16 protein-coding genes, 1 tRNA gene and 1 pseudogene are annotated in these 17539 nt (G+C 65.9%); 12 read left to right on the top strand and 6 right to left on the bottom strand.

The annotated features are described in order from the left end of the window. Positions 1–7 precede the first annotated feature (7 nt). The 4 genes from SR858_RS00805 to crtB are packed head-to-tail and all read left to right on the top strand — an operon-like array spanning position 8 to position 5134. A complete protein-coding gene (locus tag SR858_RS00805) occupies positions 8–1447 on the top strand; it encodes a nucleotide disphospho-sugar-binding domain-containing protein (RefSeq protein ID WP_019923701.1) in 1440 nt (479 codons plus the stop codon). Further along, a complete protein-coding gene (gene crtY / locus SR858_RS00800) occupies positions 1444–2646 on the top strand; it encodes a lycopene beta-cyclase CrtY (protein WP_019923700.1) in 1203 nt (400 codons plus the stop codon). The genes SR858_RS00805 and crtY overlap by 4 nt, the downstream gene beginning before the upstream one ends. Beyond that, positions 2643–4142: a phytoene desaturase gene (locus tag SR858_RS00795; protein WP_019923699.1), complete on the top strand. Its 1500-nt coding sequence runs from the start codon at positions 2643–2645 to the stop codon at positions 4140–4142. The genes crtY and SR858_RS00795 overlap by 4 nt, the downstream gene beginning before the upstream one ends. Continuing rightward, entirely contained in the window at positions 4139–5134 is a 996-nt protein-coding gene (gene crtB, locus SR858_RS00790; protein WP_019923698.1) for a 15-cis-phytoene synthase CrtB, read from the top strand. The genes SR858_RS00795 and crtB overlap by 4 nt, the downstream gene beginning before the upstream one ends. 40 nt (positions 5135–5174) lie before the next feature. Here crtB and SR858_RS00785 read toward each other — a convergent pair. Continuing rightward, positions 5175–5564 (bottom strand): annotated as a pseudogene (locus SR858_RS00785) (sterol desaturase family protein); the annotation flags it as partial. A 46-nt stretch (positions 5565–5610) separates the two neighbouring features. Between SR858_RS00785 and SR858_RS00780 the strand changes: the two are divergent. Then, on the top strand, positions 5611–6045 hold the full coding sequence (locus SR858_RS00780; protein ID WP_019923696.1) for a DUF2141 domain-containing protein: 435 nt from the start codon (positions 5611–5613) through the stop codon (positions 6043–6045). A gap of 147 nt (positions 6046–6192) precedes the next feature. On the opposite strand, the gene SR858_RS00775 is transcribed toward SR858_RS00780, so the two are convergent. Next, positions 6193–7332 carry an MFS transporter gene (locus tag SR858_RS00775; RefSeq protein WP_019923695.1) on the bottom strand — a complete coding sequence of 380 codons (1140 nt, stop codon included), beginning with the start codon at positions 7330–7332 and terminating at the stop codon, positions 6193–6195. Positions 7333–7601: 269 nt separating this feature from the next. Here SR858_RS00775 and SR858_RS00770 point away from each other — a divergent pair, with 269 nt between their 5' ends. The 4 genes from SR858_RS00770 (at position 7602) to SR858_RS00755 (ending at position 11059) form a co-directional block, all read left to right on the top strand. Further along, positions 7602–8336 (top strand): SDR family oxidoreductase, encoded by a 735-nt coding sequence (locus SR858_RS00770; RefSeq protein WP_019923694.1) that lies wholly within the window; start codon positions 7602–7604, stop codon positions 8334–8336. Positions 8337–8420: 84 nt separating this feature from the next. Further along, positions 8421–9362 (top strand): NAD(P)-dependent alcohol dehydrogenase, encoded by a 942-nt coding sequence (locus SR858_RS00765; RefSeq protein ID WP_322534258.1) that lies wholly within the window; start codon positions 8421–8423, stop codon positions 9360–9362. Next, positions 9359–10057 (top strand): helix-turn-helix transcriptional regulator, encoded by a 699-nt coding sequence (locus SR858_RS00760; protein WP_019923692.1) that lies wholly within the window; start codon positions 9359–9361, stop codon positions 10055–10057. The genes SR858_RS00765 and SR858_RS00760 overlap by 4 nt, the downstream gene beginning before the upstream one ends. A gap of 108 nt (positions 10058–10165) precedes the next feature. Then, on the top strand, positions 10166–11059 hold the full coding sequence (locus SR858_RS00755) for a hypothetical protein (RefSeq protein WP_051120375.1): 894 nt from the start codon (positions 10166–10168) through the stop codon (positions 11057–11059). A gap of 549 nt (positions 11060–11608) precedes the next feature. Here SR858_RS00755 and SR858_RS00750 read toward each other — a convergent pair. Then, positions 11609–12229 carry a nucleotidyltransferase domain-containing protein gene (locus SR858_RS00750; protein ID WP_019923689.1) on the bottom strand — a complete coding sequence of 207 codons (621 nt, stop codon included), beginning with the start codon at positions 12227–12229 and terminating at the stop codon, positions 11609–11611. Positions 12230–12319: 90 nt separating this feature from the next. After that, positions 12320–12393 (bottom strand) — tRNA-Gly (locus SR858_RS00745). Between the two features lie 136 nt (positions 12394–12529). On the opposite strand from SR858_RS00745, the gene SR858_RS00740 reads away from it, so the two are divergent. Then, the gene (locus SR858_RS00740) at positions 12530–13657 is read left to right on the top strand and encodes a glycosyl hydrolase (RefSeq protein ID WP_019923688.1); all 1128 of its coding nucleotides are present in this window, start codon (positions 12530–12532) and stop codon (positions 13655–13657) included. Here the strand turns inward: SR858_RS00740 and SR858_RS00735 are convergent. Then, positions 13645–14580: a LysR substrate-binding domain-containing protein gene (locus SR858_RS00735; RefSeq protein ID WP_040378074.1), complete on the bottom strand. Its 936-nt coding sequence runs from the start codon at positions 14578–14580 to the stop codon at positions 13645–13647. The two genes, SR858_RS00740 and SR858_RS00735, sit on opposite strands and share 13 nt — an antisense overlap. 99 nt (positions 14581–14679) lie before the next feature. Between SR858_RS00735 and SR858_RS00730 the strand changes: the two genes are divergently transcribed. Both SR858_RS00730 and SR858_RS00725 read left to right on the top strand, forming a co-directional pair. Further along, complete coding sequence (locus tag SR858_RS00730; RefSeq protein WP_019923686.1) at positions 14680–15090, top strand: tautomerase family protein; 411 nt, start codon at positions 14680–14682, stop codon at positions 15088–15090. Between the two features lie 80 nt (positions 15091–15170). Next, entirely contained in the window at positions 15171–16454 is a 1284-nt protein-coding gene (locus tag SR858_RS00725; RefSeq protein ID WP_019923685.1) for a M28 family peptidase, read from the top strand. Between the two features lie 2 nt (positions 16455–16456). Here the strand turns inward: SR858_RS00725 and SR858_RS00720 are convergent, their stop codons facing one another. After that, a complete protein-coding gene (locus tag SR858_RS00720; protein WP_019923684.1) occupies positions 16457–17512 on the bottom strand; it encodes a TraB/GumN family protein in 1056 nt (351 codons plus the stop codon). Positions 17513–17539: the final 27 nt, after the last annotated feature.

The following is a 17539-nucleotide window of genomic DNA, read 5'->3' as shown; positions in this document are numbered from 1 at the left end:
CCTGGTTATGTCCGCATCGGCGCGCCCGCCAGGCGTGGCGGCCTCCATCCACCCGCAGCATTTCGGCGTGGTGGCGCCGGCATTTCCCAGTCACTTCAGCGCGCTGGCCGCGCTGGCTGGCGAACTGGTACGGCGCGGCCACCGCGTGACGTTCCTGCACCGGCCTGATGCGGCCGCCTACCTTGGCGCAAGCATGGCCGGCACCTTGAACGGTCACGCCGGCCACGCGGCGAGCGCTGGCGCTGGCTACCTGGGAGATAATCGCTCCCCAAGCGCCGCCGCCCCCCTTGTTCCCGGCATCGCTTTTTACGCGCTGGGCGCCCGGCGCTTTCCGCCCGGCTCGCTGGCAGCAGCGCTGCGCCGTGCCGCCAATCCCGGCAGCCCGCTGGGCCTGCGCAAGGTCATCCTCGACATGGCCGACGCCACCGGCATGCTGTGCGAGGAGCTGCCCGGCACCATCGAAGCGCTGCGCATCGATGCCCTGCTCGGCGACCAGATGGAAGCGGCAGCGGGCCTGGTGGCCGAGGCGCTGCAGCTGCCGTTCGTCTCGGTCGCGTGCGCCCTGCCCGTCAACCGCGAAGCAGCCGTGCCGCTGCCGGTGATGCCGTTCGGTTACGACGCCAGCGCGCGCGGCCTGCAAATGGTGGCGGGCAGTACCAGCGTGTACGACTGGATCATGACACCGCACCGGCGCGCCATCGAACGCCAGGCGCGCAACCTGGGGATCTCCCCGCGCGACGCCATGCACGAGTGCCTGTCGCCGCTGGCACAGATCAGCCAGACGATCGCCGGTTTCGATTTCCCGCGCCGGCACCTGCCCGACCATTTTCACCACGTCGGCCCACTACGTGGCAGTGCCGGAGTCCAGGCCGCCACCACGCCACTGCCCGCTTTCGATCCGGACCGACCGCTGGTATTCGCCTCGCTCGGCACCTTGCAGGGCCAGCGCTTCGGCGCCTTCGAGCGCATCGCCAAGGCCTGCCGCGCGCTGGACGTGCAACTGCTGGCGGCCCACTGCGGCGGTCTCGATGCCCGCCAGTCCAAAGCAATCGAACAGGCCGGCACACCGGGCGCCACCACCGTCTGCGCCTATGCGCCACAACAGGCAGCCCTCGCCCGGGCCGACGCCGTGGTCACCCACGCCGGCCTCAATACCGTGATGGATGCGATCGCCACCGGCACGCCGATGCTGGCGCTGCCGATCGCCTTCGACCAACCGGGCGTGGCCGCACGCGTGTGCCATGTGGGCATCGGCCGGCGGGCATCGGCGCGCATCACCGGCGCGGCCGCACTGGCGGCGCACCTGCGCGCTCTGCTGGACGATCCGTCGTACCAGCGCCGCCTGGCGCCATTATCCAGCGAACTGGCCCATGCTGGCGGCGCCACGCGCGCGGCAGATATCGTGGAGCAGGCCCTGGCCGGCGTATCTGCCGGAGCAGCAACATGAGGCCGGCCGGCACCAACGCCACGCTGAACGCAAAGCCGTACGACCTGATCCTGGCCGGCGGCGGACTGGCCAATGGGTTGATCGCCTGGCGCCTGCGCACGGCGCGCCCTGACTTGCGCATCCTGCTGCTCGAACAGGATGCGCAGATCGGCGGCAATCACACCTGGTCGTTCCATGACAGCGATCTCGATGACGCCCAGCGCGCCTGGCTCGCGCCGTTGGTCGCGGCCCGGTGGCCGCACTACGAGGTGGTCTTCCCGGAACTGCAACGCACGCTGGCCGGCGGCTACGCCAGTATCGCATCCGACGATTTCGCCCGAGTGCTCGCACCGATACTGGGCGACACGCTGCGCACCAACACCACCATTGCCGCGCTCACCCCCACCTCGGTCACGCTGGTCGATGGCACCGTGCTGCACGCGGGCGCCGTGATCGACGGTCGCGGCCCGGTCCATAGCGACCGGCTGGCGCTCGGCTTCCAGACTTTCCTCGGCCAGGAAGTACGCCTGGCCGCACCGCACGGCTTGACGGCGCCGATTCTGATGGACGCCAGCGTGGCCCAGCAAGGCGGCTACCGCTTCGTGTACGTGCTGCCGTTCGGGCCGGACCGGCTGCTGATCGAAGACACCCATTACGTCGATGCGCCCGAGCGCGATCCCGAACGGCTGCGCGCCAACATCGCCGCCTACGCCGCCGCGCGCGGCTGGCGCATCGTGGAAGTGCTGCGCGAAGAGCGCGGCGCACTGCCGATCACGCTGGCGTGCGACCACGACGGCTACTGGGACGACCTGCACGGCCAGCCGAGCAGCGGCCTGCGCGCCGGCCTGTTCCATCCGACCACCGGTTACTCGCTGCCGCACGCGGTGCGACTGGCTGAACGCATCGCACAGCAACCAGACCTGCGTGCGGCGGCGCTGTTTGCCGCCATCCGCGCGCACGCCACCGGCGAGTGGCGCCGCCAGCGCTTTTTCCGCCTGCTCAACCGCATGCTGTTTTTGGCCGGCGAAGCCGACCACCGCTGGCGCGTGATGCAGCGCTTTTATACGCTGTCCGCGCCCCTGATTGCCCGCTTCTATGCCGGCCGCCCGACGCTGGGCGACCAGTTGCGCGTGGTCTCCGGCAAGCCGCCGGTGCCCGTGGGGCAGGCTGTGGCAGCCGCACTCAAAACCCAACCTCAACAGATCAGGACTTCCGCATGAACCAAGCAAAACAGGCCGTGGTGATTGGCGCCGGCTTCGGCGGCCTCGCGCTCGCCATCCGCCTGCAGGCCGCCGGCATCCAGACCACGCTGCTCGAACAACGCGACAAACCGGGCGGCCGCGCCTACGTGTACCACGACCAGGGTTTTACGTTTGACGCCGGCCCCACCGTGATCACCGATCCGTCCGCCCTCGAAGAACTGTTTACGGCCGCCGGCAAGCGCCTGTCCGACTATGTCGAAATGCTGCCGGTGACGCCGTTCTACCGCCTGTGCTGGGAAGACGGCAGCCACTTCGATTACGCCAACGACCAGGAAGCACTGGACCGCCAAATCCACGCCCGCAACCCCGACGACGTGGCCGGCTACCAGCGTTTTCTCGCCTACTCGAAAGCCGTGTTCGACGAAGGCTATCTGAAACTGGGCGCGGTGCCGTTCCTGTCGATCCGCGACATGGTGGCCGCCGGCCCGCAACTGGCCAAGCTCGAAGCGTGGAAGAGCGTGTACGGCATGGTGTCGCGCTTCATCAAGGACGAGCAGCTGCGCATGGCGTTCTCGTTCCACTCGCTGCTGGTCGGCGGCAATCCGTTTGCCACCTCGTCGATCTACACGCTGATCCACGCGCTCGAGCGCAAATGGGGCGTGTGGTTCCCGCGCGGCGGCACCGGCGCCCTGATCAACGGCATGGTCAAGCTGTTCGAGGACATCGGCGGCAAGATCGAACTCAACGCCAAGGTGGCGGCGATCGACACGGCCGGCAACCGCGTGACCGGCGTGCGCCTGGAAGACGGCCGTGCCTTTGCCGCGCAGGCGGTGGCGTCGAACGCCGACGTGGTGCACACGTACGGCAAGCTGCTGGGCCAGCACCCGCGCGGCCCGGCGCAAGCGAAAAACCTGGCCGGCAAGCGCCATTCCAATTCGCTGTTCGTGCTGTACTTCGGCCTGAACCACCACCACAGCCAGCTGCAACACCACACCGTGTGCTTCGGCCCGCGCTACCAGCCGCTGATCACGGAAATCTTCAACGGCAAAACGCTGGCCGAAGATTTTTCCCTGTACCTGCACGCGCCGTGCGTGACCGATCCGACGCTGGCGCCCCCCGGTTGCGGCAGCCATTACGTGCTGGCGCCCGTGCCGCACCTGGGCAATGCCGACATCGACTGGGACGTGGAAGGCCCGCGCTACCGCGACCGCATTCTCGCCTACCTGGAAGAGCGCTACATGCCGGGCTTGCGCAGCCAGCTGGTGACCAGCCGCTTCTTCACGCCGTTCGATTTCCGCGACCAGTTGAACGCCCACGTCGGTTCGGCGTTCTCGCTGGAGCCGATCCTCACCCAAAGCGCCTGGTTCCGCCCGCACAACCGCGATGCCGACCTGGCCAACCTGTACCTGGTGGGCGCCGGCACCCACCCGGGCGCCGGTGTGCCCGGCGTGGTCGGTTCGGCCAAGGCCACCGCCGGCCTGATGATCGCGGAACTGGCGGGGACGGCGCGATGAACGAAGCGTTGATGGACCATGCCACCGAGACCATCAAGGTGGGCTCGAAAAGCTTTGCGGCCGCCGCCACGTTGTTCCCGGCCGACGTGCGGCGCAGCGTGCTGATGCTGTACGCGTGGTGCCGCCATTGCGACGACGTGGTCGATGGCCAGGAACTCGGCTTCGCGCCCGCTGCCGCAGCCCCCGCCCACGACGCGTATGCCGAACTGGCCACGCTGGAAGAACAAACGCGGCGTGCCTATGCGGGCGAGCCGATGACCGAGCCGGCGTTTGCGGCCTTCCAGGAAGTGGCGCTGGGCCACGCGATTGCGCCGCAATACGCGTACGACCACCTGGCCGGTTTTGCCATGGACGTGCACGACGCGCAGTACGAAACCATCGACGACACGCTGCGCTACTGCTACCACGTGGCGGGCGTGGTGGGCCTGATGATGTCCACCATCATGGGCGCCAAGGATGCGGATGTGCTGGACCGCGCATGCGACCTGGGCCTGGCCTTCCAGCTCACCAACATCGCGCGCGACATCGTCGCCGACGCGGACATCGGCCGCTGCTACCTGCCGGCCGCCTGGCTGCGCGAGGCGGGCATCCCGCCGTCCGAACTGGCGCTGCCCGAACACCGGGCGGCGCTGTCCACGGTGGCGGCCCGGCTGGTCGATTATGCGGAACCGTATTACGACTCGGCCAATGAAGGCATCGTCGCGCTACCCCTGCGCTCGGCGTGGGCGATCGCCACTGCGCGCAATGTCTATCGGCAGATCGGCATCGAGGTCAAGGCGCGTGGCGCGCACGCGTGGGACGTGCGGGTCGGTACGTCGAAAGCGGCCAAGCTGTGGTTGCTGGCCAAGGGGGGCGTGAGTGCCCTTACTTCGAGGTTGCGGAAGATGCAGCAGCGTCCTGCGGGCCTGTGGCAGCGCCCTCCGCCGGAACGGCGTCGCGCTGAAGACGGCCTTCGAGCGCCCCGCCATGCAGCGCCTGCAGCTGGCGCTTGAGCTCGGCCACGGGCGGCGCGTACAGGAAGCCGAACGACACCGCGCCGTGCTTGCCCGGCACCGCGTGGTGCATGCGGTGGGCCTGGTACAGGCGCTTGAGGTAGCCGCTGCGCGGCGTGTACGAAAACGGCCAGCGCCGATGCACCAGGCCGTCGTGGGCGATGAAGTACAAGGCGCCGTAGGCGGTCATGCCGGCGCCGATCCATTGCAGCGGCGCGTGGCCTTCGGTGCCGAAATAAATCAGGGCGATGGCCACACCGGCAAACACCACGGCAAACAGGTCGTTTTTCTCGAACCAGCCGGTGCGCGGCTCGTGGTGCGACTTATGCCAGCCCCAGCCGAAGCCGTGCATGATGTATTTGTGCGCGACGATGGAAAACAGTTCCATGAACACCACGGTCAGCAATACGATAGCTGTATTCAATAACATCGCCACTCCAACACACTCAACACACTTATTACACAAGGAAAACCATATGCGTACAGCCTACCACAAGCCCTCCTTCTTTCGCGCCATGCTGTGGCTGGCCTGCGCCCTGTGTGCGGGGTCGGCCTCGGCCGCCAGCGTCGAAGTGAAAGTGAGCGGCGTGGCCGGCGGCAAGGGCAAGATCAATGCCGCCGTCTGCGACAAGGAACACTTCCTCAAGGATTGCACGTACTCCGGCTCGGCGCCGGCGCAAGCGGGCCAGACCACCGTCACCATCGACAACGTGCCCAAGGGTACGTGGGCCGTGCTGGTGTACCAGGATGAAAACCAGAACAACAAGCTCGACCGCAATTTCATTGGCGTGCCGAAGGAAAATTATGCGTTCAGCCGCGATGCGCGCGGCAAGTTCGGTCCTCCCGACTTTACCGATGCGGCCATCGAGATCGGTGACGACAAGGTGGTGGTGCCGGTCACGCTGAAATAAAAAAAAGCCCCCACGGCAAACCGCAAGGGCTGAAGACCACAGACAACACTGGATCACATGACATGCATAAGCCATGAAATCGTTTTCATACTACCGAGTATCGGTTAAGGCTGTCAACGTCAGTTTGGTGACAATGTTGTTTGGTGGTCAGCTTTTTGCCGTTGCGCCCAGGCGCGCGCTGGCGGCAATCACCAGCATCGCGCAGCCGAGGCCCGCAAACGCCAGGTTCAGGCTCGACGCGTGGGCCACGAAACCGATCACTGCCGGTCCGGCCAGGATGCCGGCGTAGCCGAGCGTGGTAATGGCGCCAATCGCCAGTCCGGCCGGCATGGCCCGCTGGTTGCCGGCGGCGGTAAACAGGATCGGCACCACGTTCGAGGCGCCCAGGCCCACCAGCAAAAAGCCCAGCAGCGCCAGCGGCACCGAACTGGCCATCACGGCCGTGAAGAAGCCAAGCGCGCCGCACAGGCCGCCCAACAGCAGCACCCGCTTGCCGCCGAGCCGTGCCACCACGCGGTCGCCGGTCAGGCGGCCGATGGTCATGGCCACCGCGAACGCGGCATAACCGAGGCCGGCGCGTGCCGCATCCATGCCCTGCTCGGCGGTGAGCAGCAGCGCGCTCCAGTCGAGGATGGCGCCTTCGGCCAGGAAGCACAAGAAACACAGCACGCCGATGAAAATCACCGCGCCGTGCGGCACCACGAACACCGGCGCCTCGCGGTCGGCGGCTTCCGGCTCGCGCAGGAAATGCGGCGCACCGAACAGCAGCGACAGCGCCACCAGCGCCGCCACGATCACCGTGGCCAGCACCGGGCTCAAGCCCAGCCATAGCATCGCCGCCATCAGGCCGGCGCCGACAAAACCACCGACGCTGAACAGGCCGTGGAAGCCCGACATCAACCGTCCGCCGCTCTCGCGTTCGACGATCACGGCCTGCACATTCATGGCCACGTCCAGCGCACCGAGCGAGGCGCCAAAGCCGAACAGCGCGCAACCGAGCGCCAGCGGCGTGGGCGCGAACGCCAGCGCGGGCAGGATCAGGCACACGCACAAGCCCGCCACCAGCATCACGATGCGGCAGCCGTAGCGCGACGTCATCAGGCCGATGGCCGGCATCGCCATCAGCGACCCCGCGCCCAGGCACAGCAGCAACAGGCCGAGGTCCGCCTCACCGAGTCCCAGCCGCGCCTTGGCGAACGGCACCAGCGGCGCCCACGCCGCCATGGCAAGGCCGGACGCGAGAAAGGCGAGGCGGGTGGACAGGCGTTGCTGGGGACCGACGTGCATGGGGATTCCGGGAGGTGAGCGAGGTGAACCATGAAGTATACGGCAACATCGCTTGGGGCGTGCAACGTGGCAAGGAACCTGCTATAACTGCGCTGTCGAAAGAGCGCAGACCAGATGGTAGCCCGGTCACCGCCCCGCCCCGGGGTGGCAGCTTTTCCCTACAGGGTATCCGCGACACCTGATCCGGCTTTTGCCGGTAGTCCAGGTGTGCCTGCGGCATCCGTCCTTGTGTAGGCACGCCTTTCTTAAACTTTGAGAAAGACAGCGACATGAATCTGACCAATAACACCATTCTCATCACCGGCGGCGCTGCCGGTATTGGCTTTGCGCTGGCCCGCGCCCTGGCACTGCGCGGCAACCGCGTGATCATCTGCGGCCGCAACCAGGCGGCGCTGGACTCGGCCCAGGCGCAGGTACCGGAACTGGTCACGCGCATATGCGACCTCAACGACAGCGCCAGCCGGGACGCGCTGGTCGGGTGGCTGCGCGCCGCCCACCCCGACCTCAATGTGCTGGTCAACAACGCCGGCGTGCAATACCGGCGCCAGCTGGTCGAGCCCGATGCGCTCGATGGCCTGGAGCTGGAAGTGGCCACCAACTTCACCGCGCCGGTGCTCCTGATCGGCGCCCTGCTGCCAACGCTGCAACGCCACCCGTCGGTGATCATCAATGTCAGTTCGGGCCTGGCGTTTGCGCCAATGGCCGACGTGCCCGTATATTGCGCGACCAAGGCTGCGCTGCACTCGTACACGCTGAGCCTGCGCCACCAGTTGCGTCGCACCAGCGTGCGGGTGGTGGAAATGGCCCCGCCCATCGTCGATACCGGACTGGGCGGCGGCGCGCGCAGCAGCGGCACGGCCAGCGCGCCGATGATGTCGGCCGGCGACTTCGCTGCCGACGCGCTGGCGCAACTGGCCACCGGCCAGGACGAGGTGCTGGTGGGCCTGTCGGCCGGTTCGCGCAAGATGGGCGAGGCGCTGTTTGCGCGCATGAACGGGGCGTGAGGCAAATGGACGCGCGCTGGTGACAGGAACTGGCACCAGCGTGCGCTACATTGAAGCCTTACCAGCCCAACAGTGAGCATGACCATGATGAAACGACTCGAGTACCAGCAATACGGCGGCCCGCAAGTGATGCGCGTGGCCCCATTCACCCTGGATGTCCCCGGCAAGGGCCAGGTGGCGGTGCGCATCACCTCTGCCGCCATCAACCCGATCGACTGGAAAATGCGCCAGGGCGACATGAAAATCGTCACCGGCAAGCGCTTCCCGCGCGCCATGGGCATGGACCTGGCCGGCACGGTGCTGGCGGTGGGGCCGGGCGTGACCCGCTTCCAGGTTGGCGACGCAGTGTTCGGCCAGTCGCGCTTCAAGGAATGCGGCGCGCTGGGCACGGCCGTCATCGCCAACCAAAACGCGCTGGCGCGCAAGCCCGCCGGCCTCGACTTCGACCAGGCCGCCTGCCTCGGTTCCCCCGGCATCACGGCCTGGAATGCGCTGTTCGACAAGGCCGGCCTGACCGCCGGCCAGCAGGTGTTCATCAACGGCTGCATGGGTGCGGTGGGTGAAGCGGCGGTGCAACTGGCGCGCAGCGCCGGCGTGCGCGTCGCGGGCACGTGCAGCGAGGCCGACATGGAACGGGCGCGCGCGCTCGGTGTCGAGCAGGTGTACGATTACCGCCGCACCGATTTGACCGGCATTGCCACCCGCTACGACGCCGTGTTCGACACCGCCGCCAATCTGACCGGTGCGGTCGGCTTCGGCCTGCTCAAGCCGGGCGGCGTGCTGCTGGACCTGCATCCCACGCCGGGCAAGTTCCTGCGCGCCGTGTTCAACCGCAGATTGAAACTGGTGCTGTGCACGCCGCGCGCCGAATTGCTCGACCAGCTGGCGCGCAAGGCCGGCGACGGCGCGCTGCGCCTGACAATCGGCAAGGTCGCACCGCTCGATGACGCCATCGCCATGATCACGGCACTGGAACAGGGGCAACGGCTGGGCGGCAAGGCCGTCATCAGGATGGATCGACCATGACGCGCAGCCACCGCTTGCAGGACCTGATGCAGGTGATGCGACGCCATCGCGGCACGGTGGCGGGCGCGGTGCTGGCGCGCGAGACCGGCGTGTCGCTGCGCACGCTGCGGCGCGACATCGCCACCCTGCAAACCATGGGCGCCGATATCGCCGGCGAAGCGGGCGTGGGCTACCTGCTAAAACCCGGCTACACCCTGCCGCCGCTCACCTTTACCGAAGAAGAACTGCAGGCGCTGGTAGCGGGCGCGCAATGGGTAAGCCGCCACACCGACGAGGGCCTGGCGCGCGCGGTGCACAACGCGCTGGCCAAGATCGACGCCGTGCTCACGCCCGAGCTGCGCCGCACCCTCGACGACAACGCGCTCTACATCAGCCGCCACCAGGACCATGCCAGCGTGGACCTGGGCCGCCTGCGGCGCGCGGTGCGCGAACAGCGCAAGGTACTCATCAGTTCGCTCGACGATGCCGCGCCGCGCACCGCCACCGTGCTCTGGCCGGTGATGCTGGGTTTCGTGGAAGCGCGCTGGTCGGTGGCGGCGTGGTGCGAAACCAGCGGCGCATTCCGCGTGCTGCGCGTGGACCGCATCGCCACGCTCGAGTTTCTCGACGAGTGCTACCCGGGCCACCGGCGCCAGCTGGTCAAGCAATGGCGTACGGACGTCAACAACCCATGCACCCGGCGCGATTGCGGTTGATGTTGTGTTGTCAAACTAACTTCGCCCAAAGTTGGTGCGCGAACATACGATGGGTCATCCTTGCCCCATGATCGGTCCTGCCTGATAACACAATCATAAGGAGCAATCATGCAAGCACAACCCGCAGGACCAGGGACCACGGTGGTCAGCCGTGAATCCAGTGACAATTTATCTTCGGGCGTCTCGTGGGGGGCCATCCTGGCCGGCGCCGCAGCGGCCGCGGCCCTGTCGTTCATCCTGCTGATACTCGGCATGGGCCTCGGCCTGTCGTCGGTGTCGCCGTACGAATACAACAACGGCGGCGCACTCGGCACTGCCGCCATCGTCTGGATCGCCTTCACCCAACTTGCCGCTGCCGGCATCGGCGGCTACATGGCCGGCCGCCTGCGCGCCAAGTGGGCCGGCGTGCAAAGCGATGAAGTGCACTTCCGCGACACCGCCCACGGCCTGCTGGCCTGGGCCGTGGCCACGCTGGTGACCGTTGCCGTACTCGCTGGCGGCATGCGCGCTGCCATCGGCGGCGCCATCGACACCGCCGGCGCCGCCGCACCAGCCGTGACGGCCGGTGTTGCAGCTGCCGGTGCCAACGACGACGGTACCAACTACTTCTCCGACATGGTGCTGCGCTCGCCAAACGGCACGCCAGCGACCGACGCCGAACGCGCCGAGATCAACCGCATCCTGCTGGCCGACCTGGCCAACGGCAAAATCAACGCCGACGACCGCAACTACCTGGCGCAAACCATCGCCAAGCGCACCGGTCTGACCCAGGCCGAAGCCGAACAGCGCGTGGACCTGATCTACGCCCAGGCCAAGCAGGCTGCTGCCGACGTCAAGGCCAAAGCCAAGGCTGCGGCTGAAGAAGCGCGCAAAGCCGCCGCCCACTCGGCCCTGTGGATGTTCGTGGCCCTGCTGCTGGGCGCCTTCGTTGCCAGCCTGCTGGCCACCATCGGCGGCCGCCACCGCGATCACGCCCGCGTGTACGTACGCACCACCATTTAATCGAAGGAGAACACCATGCGCTCGATATTGTTACTGCTGATCGGCATTCCACTGCCCATCGTGATTCTGATTGCGTTGTTCGTGCATTGATTTTTTGCTGACGACGTAACTCAGGAATGCAAGCGGCGCCCTCGTGGTTCTTTGGACTGCGGGGGCGTTGTGCGGTTGACAGAACGCTGGATGATGCTCAGCAAGCCATGCTCGTACATGGCAAAGGAGTCTCTCGGCTTGGGCGAGGCATTCAGCCAACGCTGTAGGGCTGATGGGATCGCCGTCATAGTCGGCGATGTTGCGTTGCTTGCGCAGACCGTCAAGCACCACCATGGTCTTGGGGGGGCGAGGCCCACAGTTAAAGGCAAAGCCTGAATGGCGGTTTGGTGATGTCCAGGTTTGCTTTTCGACGTGCGGTACCCGTGAGCGAGCAAGCTCGCCATTGCACACTGCATCACGCATTTGTAGGCCGCATCGCAGCGATTTTCATCGCTGATGGCAGTGATGGCTGCATCATTCAAATTGCGCTCTGCTGCAGCGAGCAGGCGCTGGACGTCGTCACGCTTTGTTTGGAACGCTACCAGACTTTGGATCTTCAACAAGTTTTCTAAAGTCATCCTCGTCACCCACCAATAAGAGCTTGGGCTTCTCTACAACTTCTCGCGCCCAGCCATTGTCAGACGCCAGCTTGGAGCGGAAGTCGTCCACGCGATAGACGACAGGATTAATTTCGCGGTGGAGTTCACCTTGCGCAGGATGCAGCGCCTCGATCACGTCCGCAAAACCGACGCTCCCTAAAACCAGTATATCGATGTCCGAATAGACTGTCTCTTGCCCGCGCGCTACCGAACCAAAGATCAGTGCGCATTCGATGTCATCAGCCAGTGGCAGAAGTGCATCGGTCAGCACGGTAGCTAGCCCGGAAGTCTTTCTCAGCATACCGGCCAATTCCTCGAAGACTGGACAGTCACGATTGGCCCGATAGTGAATTTGATTGCCGATATGCTCACGCAACAAGATACCTGCATCAGCCAGCTTGACCAGTTCCCGGTTGGCACTACCTGGCAAGGCACCAATGCGACGGGCCAGCTCCCTGGAATGCCAGGCGGAATCGGGATGCAACAGCAGCGCAGACAAGACGCGGGTACGGAAAGGGCCGAGGAGGAAATTTGCAAGCATGCGAAAATGTATCACAATGGGAGACGATTGTCTCTCATTTGGAATCATCTGGCAGACTGCCTAATGCAGCTTATATGGACACATGAACGTTGGAGCGGGTGAAGGGAATCGAACCCTCGTATGAAGCTTGGGAAGCTGCCGTTCTACCATTGAACTACACCCGCGTGCCCGCATTTTACGCGCTGGCGGTAAACAACACCAGCATCACCGCTAAACATGGGCGCCAGGCGAACCGATCGCTTGAACACCCCGCCCCCACCCGCTACATTGTGCGCAATTCACCTCAAGCGGATCCCCCCTATGCGCTTCACCACCCAGCTGGCCGCCGGCATGTTCACCCTCTCGGCACTATTCACTATTTGCGCTGCCGCCGCCCCGCTGCGCACCGCACCGGCCGATCCGGCCGCCACACCGAAAACCCGCGCCATCTACACGTACTTGCGCAACACCTGGGGCCGTGCCGTCATCGCCGGCCAGTCCGACCTGAGCTGGGACGACAGCATCGACATGGCCGAGCGCGTGCATGCGGACACGGGCAAATACCCGGCCCTGATGGGCTACGACTTCATGGACTATGGCAAGACCGGTCCCGGCCAATCGGGCCAGCACCAGGTGGAGGAGGCAATCGCCTTTGCCGCCAGGGGCGGCCTGGTGAGTTTTCACTGGCACTGGCGCGATCCGGCGCTGCTCGGGACGGCGCAGGTGAACCAGGCGAATTTCTATGCCGGCGGCGATGATCCGGCGCGGCGCACCAACTTCACCATTCCCATGGCCGATGGCAAGCTCGATCGGAGCAGCCCGGCGTTCGGGCAGCTCAACGACGGTATCGACCTGGTGGCCGTCCAGCTCAAGCGCCTGCAGGATGCCGGCGTCACCGTGCTGTGGCGCCCGCTGCACGAAGCGGCCGGCAGCCATGGAGAGGGCTGGTTCTGGTGGGGCCGCGTGCGCACCGATGGCCAGTCCGCCGCCACGGCCCATATCGCGCTATGGCGCCATATGTACGACCGGCTGGTGCGCGTGCACGGCTTGCACAACCTGATCTGGGTATGGAACGGGCAACACGCAGCGTGGTATCCCGGTGACGACGTGGTCGATATCGTCGGCTACGACGTCTATGACACTACCGACAACCGCACCTACCGCTCGCAGATCGACACCTACCGCAAGACCGCCGCCATGACGGGCGAGCCCAAGCCGGTGGCGCTGACTGAAACGAGCTACATACCCGATCCGGACGCGATGGCGAAAGATGGCGCGTGGTGGTTGTGGTTCATGGTGTGGAACGATGGCGGCGGGCCGGCAGGCGTGACCAATGCGAACAACTTCTGGACCGGCGAGCAGTACAACACCAGTGCCCACAAGCGCGAGGTGTACCGGCATCCGCATGTGATCACGCTCGACAAACTGCCGCGCTTTCAGTATCCCTGAGTCGTCCAGGCCGGCGGTATGCTGCCCGCCGCCGCCAGCGTGGGCGCCACCGCCTCCAGCACGATGTCTCGCAGGCGCTGCGTCACCGGCGCCGGCTGCGCTTCCGCTTGCAACAGCGTGATGCCGATGGTCGGCAACGGCGGCAAGGCGGATGGCGGCAGCAAGCGCACGGTGGCCGGCACGCCCACCGCCGTGCGCACCGTCACGCCAAGGCCGGCGGCCACCGCTGCCCACACCCCGGACAAGCTGGTGCTGGTGAACGCGATGCGCCAGGCGATGCCGGCCCGGTCCAGCGCGTCGATGGCGGCCGCCCGCATCAGGCACGGCACCTCGAGCACCACCAATGGCAATGGCGCCGGGCCCGGCTGTGTTTGCGTTTGGGGCAGCAGCAAAGGCTCGCTGGCGGCCGCCAGCCAACGCAGCGGCAACCGGCCCAGCGCGGCCGCGTGCGGCCATGTCACCCCGCCGTTATCCCAGGCCAGCGCCAGGTCGAGCTGGCCGGCCGTGATCTGTTCCAGCAACTGGACGTTGCGCGCAACCCGGGCGTCGATGCACACCTGGGGATGGGCGCGGGCGAAGCGCCCCAGCACGTCGCTGAGCAGGTGTTCGCCGAAGTCTTGCTGCATGCCGAGCCGCACGCTGCCCGCCAGCGTGGCGCCGCGCAGCGCCGTCACCGCCTCGTCGTTGAGCGCCAGCAAGCGGCGCGCGTAGGCCAGCAAGGTTTCGCCGGCGGGCGTGAGCGCCATGCCGCGCCCGGCCTTGCGCAGCACCGGCGTTTCGAGCTGCTGCTCGATCTTCTTCAGTTGCGCGCTGACAGCCGAGGTCGAACGCCCGAGGCGATCTGCCGCACGGGCAAAACTGCCCAGTTCCACGCCAGCCACAAAGGTGCGCAGCACATCGAGTTCCAGTGTGATTTTCCGCATGACCATCCCGATTTATCGAATCGTCGGTTTCAAACTTCCCGATTTTCGGTATCAAGTTAGTGCGCTATCGTGGGCCTGTCAACCAACGGAGAATCCATCATGCCCCTCGCCCGTATTTCGCTTTTAAAAGGTCAATCCCCCGCCTACCTGCGCGCCGTCGGCGACAGCTTGCACGCCGCACTGGTGGAAGCATTCAACGTGCCGCCCACCGACCGCTTCCAGCTGTTCCACCAGCACGAGGCGCACGAGATGAGTTGCGATCCCCATTACGAGGTGGCCGATGGTGGGCAGCGTTCGGCCGACTGGCTGGTGTTTGCAATTACCATCGGCAAGCCCCGCACGGCAGCCGTCAAGCAGGCGTTCTACCGCAAGCTGGTGGAAAAGCTGGCACAGTCGCCGGGCGTGCGGCCGCAGGATGTGATGGTCACCATCCTGCCCGCCCAGCCCGAGGACTGGTCGTTTGCCGATGGCGCGCCGGCCAGTTCGCTGGGACCGGTGGCCGGCTCATAGGCCGCGCACGCTTGAACTGTTCAAGCGTGCCACACTGATGCAAAATGGCAAAGCTTCCACCATCGACCAGAGGACTTTCCATGAAATCAGTTGTTTCGCTCAGTGTTGCGCTGGCATTTGCCGCACCGCTGGCACTGGCCCAGGCCCCCACCTCCCAGGCTCCGGTTCAAACTGCTGCGCCCGTTGACCCGATCGCCACCCTGGTCGGCCAGCTGGAACTGGAAAAATACAAGGCCACCATCAAGAGCCTGACCCTGTTCGGCGACCGCCGCCAGGGCACCCAGCGCAACCGCGACGCACTCGACTGGATCGAGGCGCAACTGAAATCCTACGGCTGCACCAACACTGAACGGCTGCAATACCAGTACACGGAACTGGCCAAGGACGCGCCGCGTCCCAAGCGCGCGCCGGGCATTGCCAGCGGCGGCGCCGGCGGTCCGCCGGGCCAGGGCGGCAGCACGCTGTTCGGCAACCGCATCAAGACCGGCGTGAATAACGATCCGATGCAGCAGCCCGATGAAAAACTGCGGGCGCTGAACGCCGAGCAAACGCCGGTGGGCACCTCGCTGCGCGAGAACGTCTATTGCACCAAGGTGGGCAGCAAGCATCCCGAGGAAATGTATATCGTCAGCGCGCACATGGACGGCATCGGCTTCGGCGAGGCCGCCAACGACGATGGCTCGGGCACGGCGCTGGTGATGGAACTGGCGCGCATCTTCAGCGCACCGGGCGTGGAAACCGACCGCTCGATCCGCTTCATCCTGTGGAACAACGAGGAAACCGGCTTGAACGGCGCCGCCGCTTACGTCGAGCAGCGCAAAGGGTTGCAGGGGAAGGAGTCGCCGCAAGGCTCGGGCAAGTACCCGGAGCCGAAATGGCTGGGCATGATCCAACACGACATGATGTTGTTCGACCATGGCATGCCGTTCCAGAAGATCGACGGCTACGGCAAGCCGGTGGTCGATGAACACGGCGCGCCGGTGTTCGTGGCGCCGCCGGAGCAGCGCCTGGAAGCCGATGTCAACATCGAATACCAGTCGCAGTCGAAGCAGGCCGAAGGCTCGGCCAAGCTGGCCTGGCACTTCCGCAGCGCCAACGACAAGTACGCCACGCACTACCCGGCAGCGGTCGGCTTCCACATGACCAACACCGATTCGACGCCGTTCATGGACCTGGTGCCATCGATTTCACTGCGCGAGAACGAACGCGGACAACAGATCGGCGCCGGCTGGAATCCGCACTGGCACCAGCCGAGCGACCTGTATAAAAACTTCTCGGACAAGGACTTCATGCTGGGACTGAACGCCGCCCAGACCACGCTGTCAGGCGTGGCGCAGCTGGCCGGCGTGCGCATCAAGCAGTAAGGTTATTCCGGCTTTTCCACCACGTAGCCCCTGGCCTGCAAGGCCGCCATATAGCCTTTTGGGTCGAGCAGGTCGTTCAGCGACAGCGTGGCGAAGGTCGAGGTATTGGCCGCCAGCGATTTTTCGGCGGCGGCCAGCCAGCGCTCCTGCATGCGCGCCTCGATCGAGCGCATGCCGGCGCGGCTTTGCATCACCGCGCTGTTGAGGACGGCCGCATTGCAGGCGCCGCGACGGTCTGCATAGCTGAGCTTTTCGATGGCGGCCAGGTCGCCCCTGGCCCAGGCATTGGCGCGCACGCGCATGGCGTCGATGTCCTCCTCGAGCCGCGCCAGCGTGTTGGAAAAACAGGTGGCGTCTTCCAGCGGCGTCTTCTTGAACTCGCGCAGCATGGTGACCGGATCGTCCACCTCGAGCTGGACCTGGGTGCTGGTTTGCTTGATGCCGCTTTGCTTGATCAACTTGCCCAGTGACCTGCTCAGCTCTCCTTCGTACAGGCCGGCCTGCTTGATCGCCTTGTCGTACAGCGTTGCCGCGGCAAAGATCGGCCGTTCGCGCTCGACGCCATCGTCGTCGCCGAGGTACTTCGCCTTGAGCACCAGCCAGCGCGCATACACCGGCTCCGGCACCAGGTCTTTCAACCGGGCGCCGTCGGGGCTTTTCTTGAAGCCGATGGCGAACGGCAGCATCGCCGCTTGCTTAAGCCAGCCCACTTCCGCGTGCGCGCCCGGCGGTTGCAGGTATTCCTGCGACTGCGCCAGGATCGATTCCACCTGCTGCGAGCGCCATTCCATGTTCTTGGGCAGCGGACCATAGGTGCCGAACACCCACAGCACGTGGTCGCCCTTGCTCACTTTCCACAGGCCGGGGCCCGGGCGCTGGCCGGTGACCAGGATGGTGTCGAGCAATGGCGCCTGGCCGGCGTAGGTGTCGGCGGCAACCTCGGGGATAACATTGGCCGCCGGCGCCGGCGGTGCTTCGGTCTGCGCCCGGGCCGGCAGCCCCGCCAGCGACAGGGAAACCATGAGGATCAGGCGGGGCCACGATGACAAGCGCAACATATTGTCCTTTCAGGAACGATGATGTTG

It is taken from the genome of Duganella zoogloeoides, assembly GCF_034479515.1.
In the GTDB taxonomy this organism is placed as follows: Bacteria; Pseudomonadota; Gammaproteobacteria; order Burkholderiales; family Burkholderiaceae_D; genus Rugamonas; species Rugamonas zoogloeoides.
Note: the sequence above shows the minus strand (reverse complement) of the source record. Positions and strands in the feature narration are given on the sequence as shown.

Coding starts and splice junctions, on each gene's coding strand:
- SR858_RS00795 (WP_019923699.1), top strand. CDS start 2,643: ATGAACCAAGCAAAACAGGCCGTGGTGATTGGCGCCGGCTTCGGCGGC.
- SR858_RS00735 (WP_040378074.1), bottom strand. CDS start 14,580: ATGCGGAAAATCACACTGGAACTCGATGTGCTGCGCACCTTTGTGGCT.
- SR858_RS00765 (WP_322534258.1), top strand. CDS start 8,421: ATGATGAAACGACTCGAGTACCAGCAATACGGCGGCCCGCAAGTGATG.
- SR858_RS00775 (WP_019923695.1), bottom strand. CDS start 7,332: ATGCACGTCGGTCCCCAGCAACGCCTGTCCACCCGCCTCGCCTTTCTC.
- SR858_RS00720 (WP_019923684.1), bottom strand. CDS start 17,512: ATGTTGCGCTTGTCATCGTGGCCCCGCCTGATCCTCATGGTTTCCCTG.
- SR858_RS00805 (WP_019923701.1), top strand. CDS start 8: ATGTCCGCATCGGCGCGCCCGCCAGGCGTGGCGGCCTCCATCCACCCG.
- SR858_RS00780 (WP_019923696.1), top strand. CDS start 5,611: ATGCGTACAGCCTACCACAAGCCCTCCTTCTTTCGCGCCATGCTGTGG.
- SR858_RS00725 (WP_019923685.1), top strand. CDS start 15,171: ATGAAATCAGTTGTTTCGCTCAGTGTTGCGCTGGCATTTGCCGCACCG.
- SR858_RS00760 (WP_019923692.1), top strand. CDS start 9,359: ATGACGCGCAGCCACCGCTTGCAGGACCTGATGCAGGTGATGCGACGC.
- SR858_RS00770 (WP_019923694.1), top strand. CDS start 7,602: ATGAATCTGACCAATAACACCATTCTCATCACCGGCGGCGCTGCCGGT.
- crtB (WP_019923698.1), top strand. CDS start 4,139: ATGAACGAAGCGTTGATGGACCATGCCACCGAGACCATCAAGGTGGGC.
- SR858_RS00740 (WP_019923688.1), top strand. CDS start 12,530: ATGCGCTTCACCACCCAGCTGGCCGCCGGCATGTTCACCCTCTCGGCA.
- SR858_RS00730 (WP_019923686.1), top strand. CDS start 14,680: ATGCCCCTCGCCCGTATTTCGCTTTTAAAAGGTCAATCCCCCGCCTAC.
- SR858_RS00755 (WP_051120375.1), top strand. CDS start 10,166: ATGCAAGCACAACCCGCAGGACCAGGGACCACGGTGGTCAGCCGTGAA.
- SR858_RS00750 (WP_019923689.1), bottom strand. CDS start 12,229: ATGCTTGCAAATTTCCTCCTCGGCCCTTTCCGTACCCGCGTCTTGTCT.
- crtY (WP_019923700.1), top strand. CDS start 1,444: ATGAGGCCGGCCGGCACCAACGCCACGCTGAACGCAAAGCCGTACGAC.